Origin of the sequence: Crossiella sp. CA-258035, from assembly GCF_030064675.1 — a bacterium.
Classification (GTDB): domain Bacteria; phylum Actinomycetota; class Actinomycetes; order Mycobacteriales; family Pseudonocardiaceae; genus Crossiella.
In genome coordinates this window covers 1464133-1481519 of the sequence record NZ_CP116413.1, presented here as the reverse complement: position 1 = coordinate 1481519, position 17387 = coordinate 1464133, and the positions used below count along the sequence as shown (strand labels likewise).

At 72.3% G+C, this 17387-nt stretch carries 16 protein-coding genes; 6 read left to right on the top strand and 10 right to left on the bottom strand.

The window, feature by feature from the left end; all coding sequences use genetic code 11:
- Positions 1–8: 8 nt before the first annotated feature.
- On the bottom strand, positions 9–2099 hold the full coding sequence (locus tag N8J89_RS07080; protein WP_283663540.1) for an MMPL family transporter: 2091 nt from the start codon (positions 2097–2099) through the stop codon (positions 9–11).
- 110 nt (positions 2100–2209) lie between these two features.
- Here N8J89_RS07080 and N8J89_RS07075 point away from each other — a divergent pair, with 110 nt between their 5' ends.
- Entirely contained in the window at positions 2210–2905 is a 696-nt protein-coding gene (locus N8J89_RS07075; RefSeq protein WP_283663539.1) for a response regulator transcription factor, read from the top strand.
- The gene (locus tag N8J89_RS07070) at positions 2905–4275 is read left to right on the top strand and encodes a sensor histidine kinase (protein WP_283663538.1); all 1371 of its coding nucleotides are present in this window, start codon (positions 2905–2907) and stop codon (positions 4273–4275) included. Before N8J89_RS07075 ends, N8J89_RS07070 begins: the two co-directional genes overlap by 1 nt.
- Before the next feature lie 4 nt (positions 4276–4279).
- Here N8J89_RS07070 and N8J89_RS07065 read toward each other — a convergent pair whose 3' ends face one another.
- Complete coding sequence (locus tag N8J89_RS07065) at positions 4280–5833, bottom strand: alkaline phosphatase D family protein (RefSeq protein ID WP_283663537.1); 1554 nt, start codon at positions 5831–5833, stop codon at positions 4280–4282.
- Positions 5834–6004: 171 nt separating this feature from the next.
- Here N8J89_RS07065 and N8J89_RS07060 point away from each other — a divergent pair, with 171 nt between their 5' ends.
- Positions 6005–6253, top strand: a complete 249-nt coding sequence (locus N8J89_RS07060) for a hypothetical protein (RefSeq protein WP_252486043.1) — start codon at positions 6005–6007, stop codon at positions 6251–6253.
- Between the two features lie 146 nt (positions 6254–6399).
- Here the strand turns inward: N8J89_RS07060 and N8J89_RS07055 are convergent, their stop codons facing one another.
- The 5 genes from N8J89_RS07055 to N8J89_RS07035 are packed head-to-tail and all read right to left on the bottom strand — an operon-like array spanning position 6400 to position 10785.
- Positions 6400–6777 carry a DUF4233 domain-containing protein gene (locus N8J89_RS07055; protein WP_252486044.1) on the bottom strand — a complete coding sequence of 126 codons (378 nt, stop codon included), beginning with the start codon at positions 6775–6777 and terminating at the stop codon, positions 6400–6402.
- Between the two features lie 16 nt (positions 6778–6793).
- Entirely contained in the window at positions 6794–8170 is a 1377-nt protein-coding gene (folC, locus tag N8J89_RS07050; protein ID WP_283663536.1) for a bifunctional tetrahydrofolate synthase/dihydrofolate synthase, read from the bottom strand.
- 26 nt (positions 8171–8196) lie between these two features.
- A complete protein-coding gene (locus tag N8J89_RS07045) occupies positions 8197–8952 on the bottom strand; it encodes an FAD:protein FMN transferase (protein ID WP_283663535.1) in 756 nt (251 codons plus the stop codon).
- On the bottom strand, positions 8952–9398 hold the full coding sequence (locus N8J89_RS07040) for an FMN-binding protein (RefSeq protein WP_283663534.1): 447 nt from the start codon (positions 9396–9398) through the stop codon (positions 8952–8954). The genes N8J89_RS07045 and N8J89_RS07040 overlap by 1 nt, the downstream gene beginning before the upstream one ends.
- A 28-nt stretch (positions 9399–9426) precedes the next feature.
- Positions 9427–10785, bottom strand: coding sequence for a ferredoxin reductase family protein (locus tag N8J89_RS07035; RefSeq protein ID WP_283663533.1), 1359 nt, complete (start codon positions 10783–10785; stop codon positions 9427–9429).
- A 161-nt stretch (positions 10786–10946) separates the two neighbouring features.
- On the opposite strand from N8J89_RS07035, the gene N8J89_RS07030 reads away from it, so the two are divergent.
- The 3 genes from N8J89_RS07030 to N8J89_RS07020 all read left to right on the top strand — a co-directional run bounded on the left by N8J89_RS07030 (position 10947) and on the right by N8J89_RS07020 (position 14697).
- On the top strand, positions 10947–11654 hold the full coding sequence (locus N8J89_RS07030) for a response regulator transcription factor (protein ID WP_252486049.1): 708 nt from the start codon (positions 10947–10949) through the stop codon (positions 11652–11654).
- Positions 11651–13108 (top strand): sensor histidine kinase, encoded by a 1458-nt coding sequence (locus N8J89_RS07025; RefSeq protein WP_283663532.1) that lies wholly within the window; start codon positions 11651–11653, stop codon positions 13106–13108. Before N8J89_RS07030 ends, N8J89_RS07025 begins: the two co-directional genes overlap by 4 nt.
- A gap of 83 nt (positions 13109–13191) precedes the next feature.
- Positions 13192–14697 (top strand): ATP-binding protein, encoded by a 1506-nt coding sequence (locus N8J89_RS07020; RefSeq protein WP_283663531.1) that lies wholly within the window; start codon positions 13192–13194, stop codon positions 14695–14697.
- Here the strand turns inward: N8J89_RS07020 and N8J89_RS07015 are convergent.
- Genes N8J89_RS07015 through N8J89_RS07005 form a run of 3 tightly spaced genes read right to left on the bottom strand, consistent with a single transcriptional unit; the run spans position 14640 to position 17373 of the window.
- Positions 14640–15521: an oxygenase MpaB family protein gene (locus N8J89_RS07015; RefSeq protein WP_283663530.1), complete on the bottom strand. Its 882-nt coding sequence runs from the start codon at positions 15519–15521 to the stop codon at positions 14640–14642. The two genes, N8J89_RS07020 and N8J89_RS07015, sit on opposite strands and share 58 nt — an antisense overlap.
- Positions 15518–16801 carry an MAB_1171c family putative transporter gene (locus N8J89_RS07010; RefSeq protein ID WP_283663529.1) on the bottom strand — a complete coding sequence of 428 codons (1284 nt, stop codon included), beginning with the start codon at positions 16799–16801 and terminating at the stop codon, positions 15518–15520. The genes N8J89_RS07015 and N8J89_RS07010 overlap by 4 nt, the downstream gene beginning before the upstream one ends.
- On the bottom strand, positions 16798–17373 hold the full coding sequence (locus tag N8J89_RS07005) for an ImmA/IrrE family metallo-endopeptidase (RefSeq protein WP_283663528.1): 576 nt from the start codon (positions 17371–17373) through the stop codon (positions 16798–16800). Before N8J89_RS07005 ends, N8J89_RS07010 begins: the two co-directional genes overlap by 4 nt.
- Between the last annotated feature and the right edge of the window lie 14 nt (positions 17374–17387).

Here is a 17387-nt window from a genome sequence, read left to right as displayed (position 1 = left end):
TACTCCATTTACCTGCAAGTATTTTCAGTCACCGGCACCCGGAGCAGCCGGGCCGCCCAGGGCGGCAGCCACCAGTTCCACCGGCCCAGCATGGCCACGGTGGCGGGCACCAGCACCGAACGGATCAGCGTGGCGTCGAGCAGGATGCCCAGCGCCACCCCGGAAGCGAAGATCGCCACGTCCAGCTCGCCCCCGGTGGCCATCGCGGCGAAGGAGCAGAACAGGATCAGCGCCGCGCTGGTGACCAGTCGCCCGGTCCGGCCAATCCCTTCCACCACAGCCCTTTCCGTATCACCGGTGCGGTCGTGTTCCTCACGCATCCTGGCGATCAGGAAGACCTCGTAGTCCATGGTCAGCCCGTACAGGAAGGCGAAGATGGTCACCGGCACGAAGGTCCCGATGGCCCCGTCCGGCCGCAGCCCGAGCAGCGCCTCGGTGCCCCAGCCCCACTGCCACAGCAGCACCATCGCGCCGAGCACCGCGCCGAGGGAGAGCAGGTTGAGCAGGATCGCCTTGAGCGGCAACAACAGCGAGCGGAACGCCCTGGCCAGCAGGACATAACTGAGCAACGCGAGCACGGCCAGCATCCACGGGAACGCGGTGTAGGTGACCCGCACGTAGTCCATCTGCTGCCGCACGTTGCCGCCGACCAGTGCTTCCGGCACCGCCGCCACCACCCGCTCGATGGTGGCCTCCCCCGCCGCCGAGCCCCCTTCCGCCACCGGCAACACGGTGAGCAACGCGGCCCCGTCCCGGTGCGCCGGCGCGGTCACCGCGTGCACGCCGGGCAGCCCGCCGAGGGTGGCGCGCACCGGTTCGGCGGCGGCGCCGGGCCGCAGGTACACGTCGAACGCGGTGAGCACCCCGGACGGAATCCCGTTGCGCTCCAACACGGTCAGCCCGTCCCGCCCCGGCCCCTCGGTGGCCAGGTGGTCGGTGGTCGGCACTCGCAGGTTGAGCTCCAGCGCGGCCGCGGACAGCGCGAGCAGCGCCCCGGCCGCCAGCACCGCGGCCACCCCCCGGAACCGGACCACCAGCCGAGCCCAGGAGAACCAGGCCCGGCCCTCCGCCCGCACCGGCCCTGGCCGCGCGCGGGCCAGCAGCAGCGGCAGCACGGTCAGCGACACCGCGGCGCTGGCCAGGGTCACCAGCATCCCGCCGACGCCGAGGCTGCGCAGCAACGGAATCGGCAGCACCACCATGGTGAGCAGCCCGATCGCCACCGCGCCCGCGCTGAACAGCACCGCGTGCCCGGCGGTGGCCATCGCGCGGTGCACCGCCTCCTCCCCGTCCACCCCCTTGGCGCGTTCCTCCCGCCAGCGGCTGACCAGGATCAGCGCGTAGTCGATGCCGATCCCGATGCCGAACAGCGGCAACATGATCAGCGTGGTCTCGTGGATCTCGATCACCAGGCTCGCGGCCAGCAAGCCGAGGAAGGACACCGGGATCGCGATCGCCGCGGTCAGCAACGGCACCAGGGCCAGCGCGGAGCGGAACACCCAGGCCAGCACCAGGATCGCGGCCCCGATGGTGATCAGCAGCTTGAGCGGCACGTTCAGCCCGCCGGTGTCCGCGCCGGTGGCCAGCGCGTCCAGCCCGGTGACCCGCAACTCGGACCCCTCGGGCAGGTGCGGGCGCATGGCGGCCTCGATGGCCGGTTCCAGCCCGGCGCCCTCGCCCAGCGCGCTGCCCGGCAGGCCGCCCTGTTCCACCGGGCCGCCGAAGACCAGGCCGAAGGTCATCCGCCGATCCGTGCCGACGAACCCGCGGTCCCCGGTGTCGGCGTAGGAGGCCACCCGCGCTCCGGTCGCGGCGGTCACCGCGCCGAACGCGCGGGCCAGTTCGGTGCGGGCGGAGTCGGCCGTGGCGCCCTCGGGCAGGGTCACCACCGGCACGACCGGGCGTTCGTAGCCGCCGGTGCCGAAGGTGGCGGTGATGCGTTGGTTGGCCTCGTAGCCGGGCAGTCCGGGGTAGGCGTTGCGTTCGGAGACCTGGGGCAGCAGCAGCGCGATCGCCGCGCCACCGGCGAGCAACAGGGTCAGGGTCAGCAGGCCGACGAGTCGTCGCCTGGCCAGCACCCAGCGCGAAAGAGCTTCCATGGCTCCAGGTCACCAGGCAGGTCTTCGGTGGCTCTGCGGTCGCGCTGAGAGTTCTCTGTCAATCGGGCGAACCGGGTGGCAGCACCGCCGCACTGCCACACACTGGGCTGGTGAGCCGACCGCCCATCCGCGTGCTCGTCGTCGAGGACGAGCGATATCTGGCCGACCTGGTGTCCATGGCGTTGCGCTACGACGGGTTCGAGACCGCCGTGGCCGGCACCGGGCGACAGGCGCGGGCGCTGACCACGAGCTTCGCGCCGGACCTGATCATCCTGGACGTGATGCTGCCGGACACCTCCGGCGTGGACTGGTGCCGGGCGCTGCGCCGGGACGGCCGGGACGTGCCGGTGGTGTTCCTGACCGCGAAGGACGCCACCGAGGACAAGATCACCGGCTTGACCGCGGGCGGCGACGACTACCTGACCAAGCCGTTCAGTCTCGCCGAGCTGACCGTGCGGGTGCGCACGGTGCTGCGCCGGGGCCGCATCCACGCGGCGGACACGTTGTCCCTGGCCGATCTGGAGCTGGACGAGGACGCGTACCTGGTGCGCAGGCACGGTGAGGTGGTCGACCTGACGCCGACGGAGTTCAAGCTGTTGCGCTACCTGTTGGTCAACGCGGGCCGGGTGCTGACCAAGCAGCAGATCCTGGACCACGTGTGGCAGTACGACTTCAACGGCGACGCCGCGGTGGTGCAGACCTACATCTCCTACCTGCGCCGCAAGATCGACCGCCACGAGCCGCAGCTGATCCACACCGTGCCGCGGATCGGCTACGTGCTGCGCCTGCCCCACGGCAGGTCCTGATGTCGCTGCGCAGACGGCTGGTGCTGACCGTGCTCGGCCTGCTGGTGATCGGGCTCGGCACCTCGGTCGGGGCGATCTTCGGCGCGTTGCAGGACTGGGCCGGTGACGCGCAGGACGACGTGCTTTCGGCCGTGGCCAAGGACTTCCGGGCCGAACTGCTCGCCAAGGGCGCCGCGCCCCGGCTGGTCGCGGACGGCCAACCGGGCACGGTGACCGGGTTGTGGCAAGCGGCGGCGGGGCGCGGCCAGGCGCCCTCGTTCTTCCAGCTCCGCGAGGCGCACGGCGCGGTCCGGGACACCGCGGCCTTCGGTGACCGGCCGGAACTGCCGGAGTCGTTGCCCGGCGGACTGTCGACCGTGCCCGGCTGGCTGGTGCACACCGAACGGCTGACTGAGCACGGACCGGTCCTGGTGGTGGCCATGCGGACCGCGGCCACCGACGAGCTGATCGACCGGGTGGCCAACGTGGCGATCATCTCCAGCCTGGTCGCGCTGGCCTTGCTGGCCTTGCTGTCCGCACCCGCCGTGCGCCGCGGGTTGCGGCCGCTGACCGCGATCTCGGCGACCGCCGCGGCCATCGGCTCCGGGGACCTGAGCAGGCGGGTGGCGGCCGCGGGCGAACGCACCGAGGTCGGGCGGCTCGGCACGGCGCTGAACGCGATGCTCGCCCAGCTGGAGACCGCCTTCGCCCAGCGCAGCGCCGCGGTGGAGCGGCTGCGGCGGTTCGTCGCGGATGCCTCGCACGAGCTGCGCACCCCGATCGCCACCATCCGGGGCTATGCCGAGCTGTTCCGGCGTGGGGCGGCCGGCAGGCCGGACGACTTGGCGCTGGTCATGCGGCGGATCGAGTCCGAGGCCGAGCGGATGGGCGTGCTGGTGGACGAGTTGCTGCTGCTGGCCCGGCTGGACCAGGGCCGTCCGCTGGAGCGGGAACCGGTGGAGCTGACCGCGCTGGCCGCGGACGCGGTCGCCGACGCGAACACCGCGCCCGGTCACGACTTCCGGCTCGACGCCGAGGGCCCGGTGACCGTGCTCGGCGACGCGGACCGGCTGCGGCAGGTGCTGGGCAACCTGCTGGACAACGTGCGCAGGCACACCCCGCCCGGCACGTCCGCGACCGTGCGGGTCACGGCCGGGGCCGGGCAGGCGGTGCTGACCGTCGCCGACACCGGCCCCGGGATCGGCGAATCGGCCAGGGCCAAGGTGTTCGAGCGGTTCTACCGCGGCGAGTCCGCCCGCGCCGAACACGGTGGCGCCGGACTCGGTTTGTCCATTGTGGACGCTGTGGTCACCGGGCACGGCGGATCGGTCAGCGTCCACAACGGACATTCCGGCGGAGTGGTGTTCCGGGTGTCCCTGCCGTTGGACTGAGCGCTCAGCCGCGTTCGGGCGCCAAGGTGGTGGACCACAGCGAGCGGGCATCCTGGTCGCGCAGGTGCACGGTCAGCCTGCCGCTCGGGCCGTCGATCTTGACCTGGCCGAAGTGCTGGAACCCGGCCATCGGCGAGGTGTTCGGCGCGGGCGGCGCGTTGACGAAGACCGCCCGGGGACCGAAGGTCGGGTCCAGCTTGTTGGGGCCGAACGCGCCCGCGTGCAGCGGCCCGGAGACGAACTCCCAGAACGGGTTGAACTCGGTGAAGGCGGCCCGTTCCGGCGCGTAGTGGTGCGCCGCGGTGTAGTGCACGTCCGCGGTCAGCCACACCACGTTGCGCACCCGGCGGCGGTGGATCTCCCGCAGCACCAGCGCGAGCTCGGCCTCCCGGCCCGCTGGCGCGCCCGGCTGCCCGTTGGCCACGCCCTCGATGTTCGCCCCGTCCGGCACGACCAGCCCGATCGGCAGGTCCGCGGCGATGATCTTCCAGGTGGCCCGGGACCGGTCCAGCTCCCTGGTCAGCCAGCGGGTCTGGGCCGCGCCGAGGATCGGCTCGAACGGCGCGGTGCCCGGGGTGTTGGCGCCCTTGTAGGTGCGCATGTCCAGCACGAAGACGTCCAGGTGCGGACCGTAGGAGATCTTGCGGTAGACCCGGCCGTCCACCGCGTCCGCCTTGCGCACCGGCAGCCACTCGTGGAAGGCCTGGAAGGCGCGCTGGGCCAGCACGTCCACCCGCTTCTCGGTGTAGCGGGCGTCGTCCAGGATCTCGCCGGGGTACCAGTTGTTGGTGACCTCGTGGTCGTCCCACTGGTTCAGCTGCGGGACCTGGGCGTTGAACCGGTGCACGTGCTCGTCGAGCAGGTTGTAGGCGAACTGGCCCCGGTACTCCGCCAGCGTCTCGGCGACCTTGGTCTTCTCCGGGGTGACCAGGTTGCGCCAGGTGCGGCCGTCGGGCAGCAGCACGGTCTCGCTGAGCGGGCCGTCGGAGTAGACGGTGTCGCCGCTGCACAGGAAGAAGTCCGGGCGCAGCGCGGCCATCCGGGAGTAGATGGTCATGCCGCCCAGGTCGGGGTTGATGCCCCAGCCCTGGCCGACGATGTCGCCGGACCACAGGAAGTTGACGTCCTGGCGGCTGCGCGGGGCGGTGCGGAAGGAACCGAGCACCGGCTCGCTGGCCGCGCGGCCGTCGAGCTCGCAGGCGGTCACCCGGACGTGGTAGTCCCGGCCCGCGGTGAGTCCGGCGACCCGGAGCTCGCCGGTGCCGTCGGTGGCCGGGGTGAGCGCGGGGCCCCAGAACTGCCGGGCGTGCCGGAAGCTCTCGTCCCTGGCAACCTCGACGCGCAGCCGGGACGGGCGGTCGGCGCGGGCCCAGACCACCGCGGAGTCCCCGTCGACCTCGCCGAACTGGATGCCGTGGCTGAGTCGGGGGCGGGCGCTGGGCACGAGCGGGGCGGCGGAGACAGTGGTGGGCAGCAGCAGGCCGGTGGCGATCGCCCCGGCGCCCGCCGCGCCGTAACGCAGCAGGGAGCGTCGGTTCAGTCCTGGGGTTTCGGGCACTCCCGGGTTGTAGTCGCCGAGTGCGGCCAGTGGTCAACGGACAGGCGGACAGCAGGTGAACCTGTCCTCCGACCGAATGAAGCCACGCAACCCGATTGGGCTCTTTTCCGTCTAGAGATGTGACGGGCTTGTCGGGGGCCCGGCGAGAAGGGGTTGCGCATGGAGAAACACATGACCGCCCTCCGTTTCCTGGTGGCCGCCGGCTGGTCCGGCACCCCACTGGGCGATGCACGCGATCCGGACGCCCTGCTGTACGTGCGCAGGCTCGGTGTCATCGCGGACGCGGTGCTGGTCCTCGGACCCGAGGAGGCCGAGGCGAAACGGATGATCGACGGCCGGGTGACCTGGCAGGTCAGCGGTTCGGTCGCGGAGGTCGTCGACGCGGTCCTGGAGCTGCCGCATCTACTAGTCGCCGGCTGACTGTGCAAGCCGGGGCTCCCCGGAACCGGGCACTTGTCCACAACCGGGGAGTTGTCCACAGCCAGCCACGCTCCCCCTGGTCCCACTCCAGTCGACTGTGTGAAGGTCCTGGAGTGGGACCCCGGCTGAGTCCCTGTTCCAGGTGACTAACCCTGAGCCGCCGCAGCAGCCAGGCTGCGGGCCAGTTCCCGCCGGAGCCAGAGGAGGTACGCCCAGATCAACGCGAAGATGACCCCGAGCACGCCGAGGGTGAACACGACGAAGCCGCCCGCGATCATCGCTGCCTGAAGCGCCACCGCGACCCACACTCCCCAGGGGAAGCGGATCAGCCCGGCGCACAGCAGCATCGCCACTGCCAGGCAGGTGACCAGGACCCCGCCGGTGGTGCCGATGCCGCCGCCGAGCTTGGCGATCACCGGTAGCGCCAGGGCCACCACGATCGCCTCCATGATCAAGGTGCCCATCATGATGCCGCGGAGGGCCTTGGCCGGGTTCTTCATCGGCTTGGGTGCGCCGTGGCTCATGGCCGAACCTTCCTGCTCACGCTGGGGCCTTTCCGAGCAGCGCGCGGGTCTCGCCCGCGGTGACCACGGAGCCGGTGACCACGACGCCGCCGCCGTAGACCGGCTCGTCCGGGTTGTCGGTCTCCTCGGCCAGGCGGATCGCGGCCTCCAGCGCGTCGGGCAGGTGTGCCTCGACCAGGATCCGGTCCTCGCCGAAGATCGGCATGGCCAGGACGGCCAGGTCGTCGACGTCCATGGCCCTCGGCGAGGAGTTCTGGGTCAGCACGATCTCGTGCGCGACGGGCTCCAGCTCGGTGAGGATGCCGGTGGCGTCCTTGTCGCCCATGACGCTGACCACCGCGACCAGCTTGCGGAAGCCGAACTCGGCCTCCAGCGCGGCGGCCAGTGCCTTGGCCCCGTGCGGGTTGTGCGCGGCGTCGACCAGCACGGTCGGCGCGGTGCGCAGGCGTTCCAGCCTGCCGGGTGAGGCGACGGTGGCGAAGGCCTCGCGGATGGTCTCGATGTCGAGCTGACGGTCCGGGCCCGCGCCGAAGAACGCCTCGACCGCGGCCAGGGCGAGCGCGGCGTTGTCGGCCTGGTGCGCGCCGTGCAGGGGCAGGAAGACGTCCTCGTAGACGCCGCCGAGTCCCTGCAGGCGCAGCAGCTGGCCGCCGACGGCGATCTCGCGCTGGAGCACGCCGAACTCCGCGCCCTGGCGGGCGATGACGGCGTCGGCCTCGGCCACCTGCCGGAGCACCTCGGTGGCGGCCTCGGGCTGCTGTTCGGCCATCACCACGGTGGCGCCGGGCTTGATGATCCCGGCCTTCTCCTTGGCGATGCCTGCCAGGTCACCGCCGAGGTAGTCGACGTGGTCGATGGCGATCGGGCAGATCACCGCGACCCTGCCGTCGGCGACGTTGGTGGCGTCCCAGCTACCGCCGAGGCCGACCTCGACCACGGCCACGTCCACCGGGGCGTCGGCGAAGGCGGCGAAGGCCATGCCGGTGAGCACCTCGAACTTGCTCATCGGCACCGGCTGGCGGCCGTCCACCAGGGACACGTACGGCTCGACGTCCCGGTAGACCTCGACGTAGCGGTCGGGGCCGATCGGGCCGCCGTCCACGCTGATCCGCTCGGTGGCGAGCTGGAGGTGCGGGCTGGTGTAGCGGCCGGTGCGCAGACCGATCCTGGTGAACAGGGCGTCGATCATGCGTGAGGTCGAGGTCTTGGCGTTGGTGCCCGCGATGTGCACGACCGGGTAGGAGCGCTGGGGGTCGCCGAGCAGCTCGGTCAGCAGGCGGATCCGGTCCAGCGAGGGCTCGATCTTCGTTTCCGGCCAGCGGGTGTCCAGCTCCGCCTCGACCGCGCGTAGTGCGGCCAGCGCCTGCACCGCGTCGGTCTGACTGTCTGTCACGTCGTCCGAGTCTACGTACCCGCCATTCAGGCCAGCGGCAGGCCCGGCGAGCTGAACACGGTCCGGTCGGCGCGCACCGCGAACACCGAGCAGCCCGGCTGCTCGGCCGCCCAGCCGATGCCCTCCTCGCCGAGGGCGAAGGCCGCGGTGGCGGTGGTGTCCGCGGTGGTGAGGTCGGCGGCGAGCACCGTCACACTCAGCAGCGGGCGGCGCGGCGGCAGGCCGGTGCGGCCGTCCACGATGTGCGCGCCGCGTTCGTAGGCGGCCGAGGTGGCCACCGCGGCGTCGCCGAGGGCGAGCACGCCGCAGAGCTGGCCGGCCTGGTCGGGGTGCCGGATGCCGACCCGCCAGCGCCGGCCGGGGGCGGGTTCGCCCGCGGTGACCACGTCGCCACCGGCGTTGAGGCAGAAGTCGCGGGCTCCTGACCGGCGCAGCAGCCGGGCGGCGCGGTGCACGGCCCAGCCCTTGACCACCGCGCACGGGTCCAGCGCCCGGCCGGGCAGCCAGGCGCGGAAGGCGCCGCCGGTGCGGTGCTGGTAGTCCACGCACACCTGGAGCACGTACCGCAGGTCCACGCTCAGCTCGTCCTCGGTCAGCTCGCCCCGGCCGAACCGGCTGACCTCGCTGTCCGGCCGGAACGGGCTGAACCGGGCGTCCACCTCGCGCAGCCAGTCGAACACCCGCCGCACCGGCTCCTCCCCGAGCCGCTCGTCCCGCAGGTTCACCGACACCGGCAGCCCCATCACCTGCTCCACCCTGCGCACCGCGCCGGTCACGCCCATCAGCGCCCCTTCGCGTCGATCGCGGCCCGGAGCGACCGCGCGTAGGCCTGGCTGGTTTGGGTGGCCCCGGAGACGGTGTCGATGTCGGCGCTCTGCGCGGTCAGCGCGGACTGCCGCAGCCGGGGCAGCGCGCCCTGGGTGCGGGTGCTGGTGGGCGCGCGCAGCGTGCGGACCTCGGTGATCCGGTCGCCGGTGAAGGTGACCTGGACCTGCACCGAACCGTAGTTGGTGGCCTCGGTCGAGCCGGTGGCGCTGGTGGTGGACTGGCCGGAGCCGCCGGGCGTGGTGGTCGCGCCGGGCGGCGGGGTGCCGGAGCCCGCCGCGCCGGGGTCAGCGCCACCGGGGTCGGCGAGCACGGCGGTGCTCTCGTGCGGGGTGGCCTCGAAGCGCCACAGCGGGATGAGTCCGGCGACGGTCAGCAGCAGGGCGGGGATTACCCGGCGCATGCGGAGTTCCTCTCAGGAGTGGGGTGGGTCAGCTGGCGAGGCTGAATCGCTCCGCGTGCACCTGGTCGCGGGGCAGGCCGAGCTCGCGCAGGCCGCGCAGCACCGCGTCGGTCATCGGCGGCGGGCCGCAGACGAACACGTCCCGGGAGCCGATGTCGGGCACCAGGGCGGCCAGGTTGGCCGCGCCGAGCAGCGGGCCGTGCTCGGTCTCCGTGTCGTTGGGGCCGGTGAGCAGGTGCAGGACCGCGCCGCGGGCCTGGGCCAGCTCGGCCAGCTCCCGGTACAGCACCGCGTCGCCCTGGGCGCGGACCCGGTACAGCACCACCACGTGGCCGGTCATGTCCTCCAGCAGCGCGCGCACCGGGGTGACGCCGACGCCACCGGCGACCAGCACCGCGTTCGGGGTGCGCTGGTGCAGCGTGGTGAACGCGCCGTAGGGACCCTCGGCGAAGACCCTGGTGCCGGGCTGGATGTGCCGCAGGCCCGCGCTGCCGGGGCCGAGGGCCTTGGCGGTCAGGCGCAGCGTGCGGCCGTCCGGCGCGGCGGAGAGCGAGAACGGGTTGGCCTGCCACCAGCGGTCCCTGGTCAGGAAGCGCCACAGGAAGAACTGGCCGGCGCGGGCGGGCAGGCGGTGCAGGTCGCGGCCGGTGAGGTAGACCGAGACCACGTTGTCCGACTCCGGCACCACCGCGGTCACCCGGAACTGGTGCCGCAGGTTGCGCCACAGCGGCAGCAGCAGCCTGCCCAGCACCACCGTGCCGAGCGCGACACCCCACAGCGTCCACCAGTAGCCGCGGGCGAAGGCCGAGCCGGCGAAGGTGCGCCCGGCCGCGATCTGGTGGCCGAAGGCCAGCACCACCGCGAGGTAGGTGTAGAGGTGGATGAAGTGCCAGGTCTCGTAGGCCAGCCTGCGCCGGGCCGCGCGCACCGACACCGCGCCGACCATGATGATCAGCAGCAGCGCCACGACCGCGCGCAGCACACCGTCCACAGTGGTCGCCAGCTCGGCGAACTGGGTGAGCAACGGCAGGTTCTCCCCCTGCGCGTAGCCGTAGGTGATGAACACCGCGTGCGCCAGCAGTGTCCACAACAGACCGAAGCCGGTCCACCGGTGCCAGGAGGTCAGCCGGTCCATGCCGATCCGCCGGTCCAGCCAGGGCAGCCTGGCCACCAGCAGCAGCTGGAAGGCCATGATCAGCGCGGCGTAGAGACCGGCGAGACGGCCGATGAGGACCAGCGCGTTGTCGCCGAACCCGGCGCTGGCGAACAACACCGCGACCACGGCCGCGTTCGCCGCCAGCAGCAGGTACAGACCGGTGCGGGCGAGCACCCTCGGCCGCACGGTCGGCGCCTGCGGGGCGGGCGCGGGGGCGTCAAGCGTTGTCACGGGTCTGCTCCTGCTTCGGCTCGGCTGGGGGTCGGCTCCGGTTGCGAGCCTGGTCGGCGAAGCTGTGTCCACGCTGTCCCGAAGCTGTCGACTTGCTGTCTCGTGCCCGCCGGGCCGCGCACGGCCTCGCCGCGGGGCGTGGACTGACGCACCATGGGCGGGTGAGCAACGACAACCAGGTCCGTCTGCTGGTGGTGGACGACGAGCCGCACATCGCCGACCTCGTGGCCACGGTGGCCCGGTACGAGGGCTGGCGGGCGGCGACGGCGGGCACCGGCGCGGAGGCGCTGCGGCAGGCGGCCGCGTTCAGCCCGGACATCGTGGTGCTCGACCTGATGCTGCCCGACCTGGACGGGTTCACCGTGCTGGACCGGCTGCGGGAAAGCGGTTCACTGGTCCCGGTGGTCTTCCTCACCGCCAAGGACGGCACCGCGGACCGGATCGTCGGCCTGACCCGCGGCGGCGACGACTACCTGGTCAAACCCTTCTCGGTGGAGGAGCTGATGGCCAGGCTGCGCGCGGTGCTCCGGCGCAGCACCGCCCAGGCCTGGACGCCGCAGGCGCGCTCGGTGCTCCAGGTCGCCGACCTGACCCTGGACGAGGACACCAGGGAGGTCCGCAGGGCAGGCAAGCTGGCCACCCTGACCCCCACCGAGTACGAGCTGCTGCGCTACCTGATGCGCCGCTCCCCCGCGGTGCTGACCAAGGCGCAGATCCTGGACCACGTCTGGGAGTACGACTTCGGCGGCCGCTCCAACGTGGTCGAGCTGGTCATCTCACACCTGCGCCGCAAGGTCGACAACGGCCACGAGCCGCTGATCCACACCATGCGCGGCGTCGGCTACGCCCTGCGCCAGGCCGTCCAGTGAACCTGTGGGGCCGTTGGCGGACGGCCTGGCGGCGCACCCGGCTGGGCACTCGGCTCTCCCTGGCGCTGGGCGCGCTGTCGCTGGTGGTCTTCGCCGTGGTGGGCACCGTGATGGTGACCAGCATGGAGGAGTACCTGGCGAGCAAGCTCGACGAGCAGATGAAGAAGAGCCAGGTCGAGCAGACCGCGGCCTGGCGGGACAAGGGCGCGCCGCAGCCGCCGTGGTCCTGGCAGTCGGTGCTCTTCGACATGCGCGGCGGCAAACCACAGCCGGTCTCGGCCACCAACGGCACCACCCAGCAGGACATCGACAAGCTGGCCAAGGTCGCCCAGGAGGTGCACGGCCAGGACGAGGACATCTACAAAACCCTGAACCTGTACGGGAAACAGGGCTCCTACCGGGTGCGCGCCTGCACCATCACCAACACCCAGGTGCTGGTCAGCGCGGCGCCGAGGGACGACCTGGACAACACGGTCAACTGGTTCATCACGGTGTGCGTGGCCATGTTCCTGGTGGCGCTGCTGGTGCTGGTGGTCTCCGGCCGCCTGGTGCTGCGCAGGGGCCTGCGCCCGCTGGCGCAGATGGCGGGCACCGCGCACGACATCCGCTCGCACGACCTCACCGACTCCGCCCAGCTCCCGGTGCGCGCCACCGGCGACGGCGGTGGCGGGGTGGAGGTGGAGGAGCTGCGCAGCGCGTTCAACCTGATGCTGGAGCACATCGACTCCTCACTGGCCGCCCGCACCGCCGCCGAGCAGCGGCTGCGCCGGTTCGTCGCGGACGCCTCGCACGAGCTGCGCACCCCGCTGACCTCCATCCGCGGCTACGCCGACCTGTTCAAGTACGCCGCGGCAAACGAGCCAGCCGAGCGCGACCGGCACCTGGCCCGCATCCGCGAGGAGGCGGGCAGGATGACGCTCCTGCTGGACGACCTGCTGCTGCTGGCCCGCCTGGACGCCGCCGAGGTCGAGGAACCCCTGCGCCCGGAGGACATCGACCTGGTCGCACTGGCCAACGCCGCCGCCGACGCCTTCCGCGCCGCCCGCCCCTGCCACCCGCTGACCGTGGTGCTGGCCCAGGACCGCCTGGCCCTGCGCGCCGACCCGATGCGCCTGCGCCAGGTCCTGGACAACCTGCTGACCAACACCGCCGCGCACACCCCACCCGGCACCGAGGTCGAGCTCGCGGTCTGGGCCGCCGACGGCCACGCCCTGGTCCGGATCACCGACAACGGCCCCGGCATCCCGGCCGCCGACCAGGAACGCGTCTTCGACCGCTTCTACCGGGTGGACGACTCCCGCTCCCGCGACAAGGGCGGCAGCGGCCTCGGCCTGGCCGTGGTCCGGTCCCTGGTGACCGCGCACGGCGGCACGGTCGAGCTGACCAGCGAACCGGGCCGCACCACGTTCCTGCTCCGCTTCCCGCTGAGCCGCACACCCCGTGCTGACCACTGAGCGAACTCGAACGTGTACTCGAAGCTACTGTAAGCTCTACTGTCAACTTGCAAGTTGACAGTAGAGAGCAGGGTTTCGAGTTCGTGGACACGCGGGACCTGATCTCGGCAATCGACCGGCTGCGCCGGCTCGGTGGCGAGCCGGCCGAGGTCGAGGTGAAGTCGGCGGCGGGCGGCCTGCCCAAGAGCCTCCTGCCCACCCTGTCCGCGTTCGCCAACACCAACGGCGGGCTGGTCGTCCTCGGCCTCGACGAGCAGCGGAACTTCGCACCGGTCCCGCTGGCCACGCCGGCCAAGCTGCGCGATGACCTGGTCTCCCAGGCCTGCACCGACCTGGAACCGGCGCTGCGCCCCGCCACCGACATCCTCGAGTTCGAGGGCCACCTGCTGGTCGTCGCCGAGATCAGCCCGCTGCCCTCGGCGCTCCGCCCGTGCTACATCAGCGCGAAGGGCATCGGCACCGGCTCCTACGTCCGGGTCGGCGACGGTGACCGCCGGATGACCCAGGCGGAGATCGGCCTGGCCTTCGCCAACCGGGAACAGCCCGTGTTCGACCGGGAACCGGTCAGTCAGGCAACGCTCGACGACCTGGACCGCACCGAGCTGCTGCGCACCATCGAGCGGGTCAAACAGACCTCCCGGGCCTTCGCCGACACCGACGAACTGACCACCCTGGAGCGGTTGCGAGTACTCGTCCGCGACGATCGGGACGCGCTCGTCCCCTCCCTGGGCGGCCTGCTGACCTTCGGCCGGTACCCGCAGCAGTTCTTCCCGCAGCTGACCGTCTCGGTGGTGGCGCACCCGGACCAGGAGCCCACCGAAGCTGGGCCGCGGTTCGCCGACAACCCGGTCATCCGGGGCGCCATCCCGGATCTGGTCGCCGACGTCATCTCGGTGATCGCCAGGAACACCCGCACCCGAGGATTCATCACCTCGGGCGGCCGCCGGGAACAACGTGACTACCCGCTCACCGCCGTCCGCGAGGCGGTGGTCAACGCGCTGCTGCACCGGGACTACAGCCCCATCACCCGCGGCACCCAGGTGCAGCTCGACCTGTACCCCGACCGCCTGGAGGTCCGCAGCCCCGGTGGCCTGTACGGGCCGGTGGTCCTGGGCGAGCTGGGGCTGGAGGGAGTTTCCTCTTCCCGCAACGGGTTCCTGGCCTCGCTGCTGACCGATGTGTTCCTGCCGGGCAGCGATCGGCTGGTCGCGGAGAACCGCGCCTCGGGGATTCCGGCCATGATCCGCGAGCTGCGGCACTCCGGCATGGACGCGCCGGTGTTCCGCAACTTCCCCAACCGGTTCGAGGTCGAGTTCAGGCGCGCGAGGCAGCCTCGCCGGAGCACCGACGGTGGCGGCAGGGCGAGGAGCGCCGTCGCGGCCGCCCTCCGCGAGCTCGGCTCGGCGCGGAGCAGCGACCTGGTCAAGGCCACCGGGTTCTCCCGGCCCACGGTCGCCGACAAGCTCAACGAGCTGATCGGCGCGGGTCAGGTGGAGGTGCGCGGCTCGCTCAAGAGCCCGCGGCGCACCTACTACTGGCTCGAGGCCCCCGGCGCGCGCGGCGTGGCCGGGCCCAGATCCGAGAGCTGATATCCGTCGGGATAGGCCTTCATCTGTCCGCCGGGCGTGAACGAGTTGCTGCTGCGCGGTTTCAGGAACCGCTGCACCACCGCGCGCAGCCGGAAGCCCAGCTTCACCGCGGTGCGCAGCGCCCACGGCGTCCTCGGCACGCCGAGGGCCCGGCGCAGGGGTTCGTCGTCGATGACGTCGAGCAGGGCCAGGCCGAGCAGGCGGCCGAGGGGGCGGGCGCGGGGTGGGAAGCGGTCGGCGATGAGCTGCTGGGAGGCGCGCAGCAGGCGGGTGTTGGCCGGGGTGTGCGCGAAGTGCTCGCGTTCGTAGGTGTCGAACCAGTGCTCGTACTTCGCCCAGCTGTCCGGGATGTCCCTGATGCCCATGCGGGCGCCCAGCTCGCGGTAGAAGTGGTAGGCGGCGATGCGTTCGGCCTCGACCGGGCGGCGCCAGCCGTAGCGGTCCAGCCAGCGGAAGGGCACGAACATGAAGGTGCCCAGCACGTACAGGTAGTCGTCGTTGCTGATGGTCCACGGGCGGTGCGCGCCGTTGGTGACCCGCAGCGCGGCGCGGGCGCGGGGGTGGTCGAAGCCGTGCTCGACCATCTCGAAGATCAGCAGGCCGGTGTCCTCGGCGCGTTTGACCGGGTCGTGCTCGATGTGGCCGGTGTGCGCGAGCAGGCCGGAGATCGAGGGCACCGCGTAGGTGCGGTAGAAGGCCAGCTGCAGGGCGATGCTGACGTCGAAGGTGAACTCGTACAGCGCGGTCAGCCGGTAGATCTCGGCGTAGTCGCGTTCGGGGTCCAGCTCCTGGATGCGCGCCAGGTGCACGAGTCGTCGCTTCATCGTCCGGCTTTCTCCCGTGCGCTGGTGGTCTCGGCGAGCACCTGCCGGACCACGGGGTCCCGGCCGAACGCGCGGGTGATCGCGCGCCACCGGTCCACCAGGTCGGCCAGGTCCTCCGCGCCCGCGGCGCTGCCCAGGGGATTGTCCGTCACCTCCGGCAGGCCCAGTTCGCGGCGGCGCAGCGCGACCGCGTACCCGGCGGCCGCGGTCAGCGCGGGCAGGGCTTCCTCGGGCAGGCCCCGCGCCCGGCCCAGCTCCCCGGCGCGGGCCGGCACCTCGGGCGGGATGGCCGAGCGGAGCTGCTTGCCGCCGTCCTCCAGCTCGATCAGCCTGCGGTAGAGCCTGCGCCGGCCGTGCCGCAGCTCGCGCAGGTCGGCCCAGCGGGACCGCGGCGGGTCCAGGGTGATCTCCGGCAGCACCGCGGCGAAGCGCGCCCACAGCGGGTAGAGCGCGTGGTGCGCGCGCAGGAACCGCCACCAGGCCGCGGTCGCGCTCATCAGCCGGACCAGCGGCGCGCAGTGCCTGCGCAGCCACCTGGCCACCGTCTCGCCCAGCGCGCACGCGGTCACGCCCAGGGTGGCCAGCGCGCAGGCCGCGGGCATCAGCCAGCCCTCCACCGAGTCCGCGGTCCAGGCCGGGGTGACCCGGAGTAGCACCATGAGCTGGAAGGCCAGCTTGTGCGCGCAGAAGGCCAGCGTGAACACGTGCGCCGCGACCTGTAGCCGCAGCCCGGTGAACAGCCACCACAGGTCCCTGGCCTTGGTGGACCACTGCCAGGCCAGCCGCATCAGGTTCAGCGCCGCCCAGCCCAGGTACAGGCTGAAGGTGGCGAAGGCCAGCGCGGCCACCGGATCGCCCGGCCCACCGGCCTCGTTGCGACCGGCCGGGCCGTGCAGGAAGTCGCGGGCGCGCGGGGCCTCGGCGAAGAGCAGCAGCATCACCGAGGTGACCACCAGCAGCACCAGCGCCTGCCGCGCGGCCCGGCGAGCGGCCTCGGCGGGTTCCTCGATGGAGTACAGGAAGAACACCTGGATCAGGTACGCGGTGCCCAGCACCAGCACGTGCTGCACCGGCCAGGCCAGGTTGAAGCCCACCTGGTTGATCACCGGGTAGACCACCGGCAGCTGCACCGACAGCGCGAGCGCCAGCGCCAGGCAGCCCAGCAGCAGCGCGCGCACCGCGGGGTTGCCCGCGCGGCCGATCAGCTGGCGCAGCCTGGTCAGCACGGTGGCCAGGGTGGCCAGCACCACGGCCAGCACGAGTAGCCCGGTCGCGCTCACTGCTGGCCAGGCCCCAGGCCCTGCGCCAGGCGGTCGATCACCTGCGCCTCGTGCGGTGGCAGCCGCTTGGCCCTGCGGCCCAGCACCCGCCCGCCCTCGGCGTCGAGCAGCCGGGCGGAGAACTGGGTGGCGAAGCTCTCCGCCTCCCGCTCCTGGATGTCCTGGAACCCGGCCCGGCACAGCGCCTTGCCCAGCAGTTCCTCCCGCCGGGCCTCGTTGAAGTGCGGGAACAGCAGCCGCAGCATCGGCAGCCTGGGCTGGCCGCTGTCTCCGATGCTGCGGTGCTCCAGCACCAGGTGGCCGATCTCGTGCAGGATCGTGTTCTGCTGGTGCAGCGCCGAGGTGGTGTCGTCGTAGAAGACGTAGTCCGCGTCGAAGGCCGAGACCAGCAGCCCGTCGAACGGCGCGACCCGCCCGCCCAGCACCTGGCTCAGCGGCATCAGCTCGATCGGATGGCCGCGCGCCTGGCCCAGGTCCCGGCAGAACGCGCCGACCTCGAACGGGCGGGGCGGCGCCACCGAGGAGAACACCTGGTCCAGGGCGCGTTCCACCCTGGCGTGTGCTTCGGTCATGCGCTCGCCCCCTC

Coding starts and splice junctions, on each gene's coding strand:
- N8J89_RS07080 (WP_283663540.1), bottom strand. CDS start 2,099: ATGGAAGCTCTTTCGCGCTGGGTGCTGGCCAGGCGACGACTCGTCGGC.
- N8J89_RS07070 (WP_283663538.1), top strand. CDS start 2,905: ATGTCGCTGCGCAGACGGCTGGTGCTGACCGTGCTCGGCCTGCTGGTG.
- N8J89_RS07060 (WP_252486043.1), top strand. CDS start 6,005: ATGACCGCCCTCCGTTTCCTGGTGGCCGCCGGCTGGTCCGGCACCCCA.
- N8J89_RS07055 (WP_252486044.1), bottom strand. CDS start 6,777: ATGAGCCACGGCGCACCCAAGCCGATGAAGAACCCGGCCAAGGCCCTC.
- N8J89_RS07045 (WP_283663535.1), bottom strand. CDS start 8,952: ATGGGCGTGACCGGCGCGGTGCGCAGGGTGGAGCAGGTGATGGGGCTG.
- N8J89_RS07040 (WP_283663534.1), bottom strand. CDS start 9,398: ATGCGCCGGGTAATCCCCGCCCTGCTGCTGACCGTCGCCGGACTCATC.
- N8J89_RS07015 (WP_283663530.1), bottom strand. CDS start 15,521: ATGAAGCGACGACTCGTGCACCTGGCGCGCATCCAGGAGCTGGACCCC.
- N8J89_RS07005 (WP_283663528.1), bottom strand. CDS start 17,373: ATGACCGAAGCACACGCCAGGGTGGAACGCGCCCTGGACCAGGTGTTC.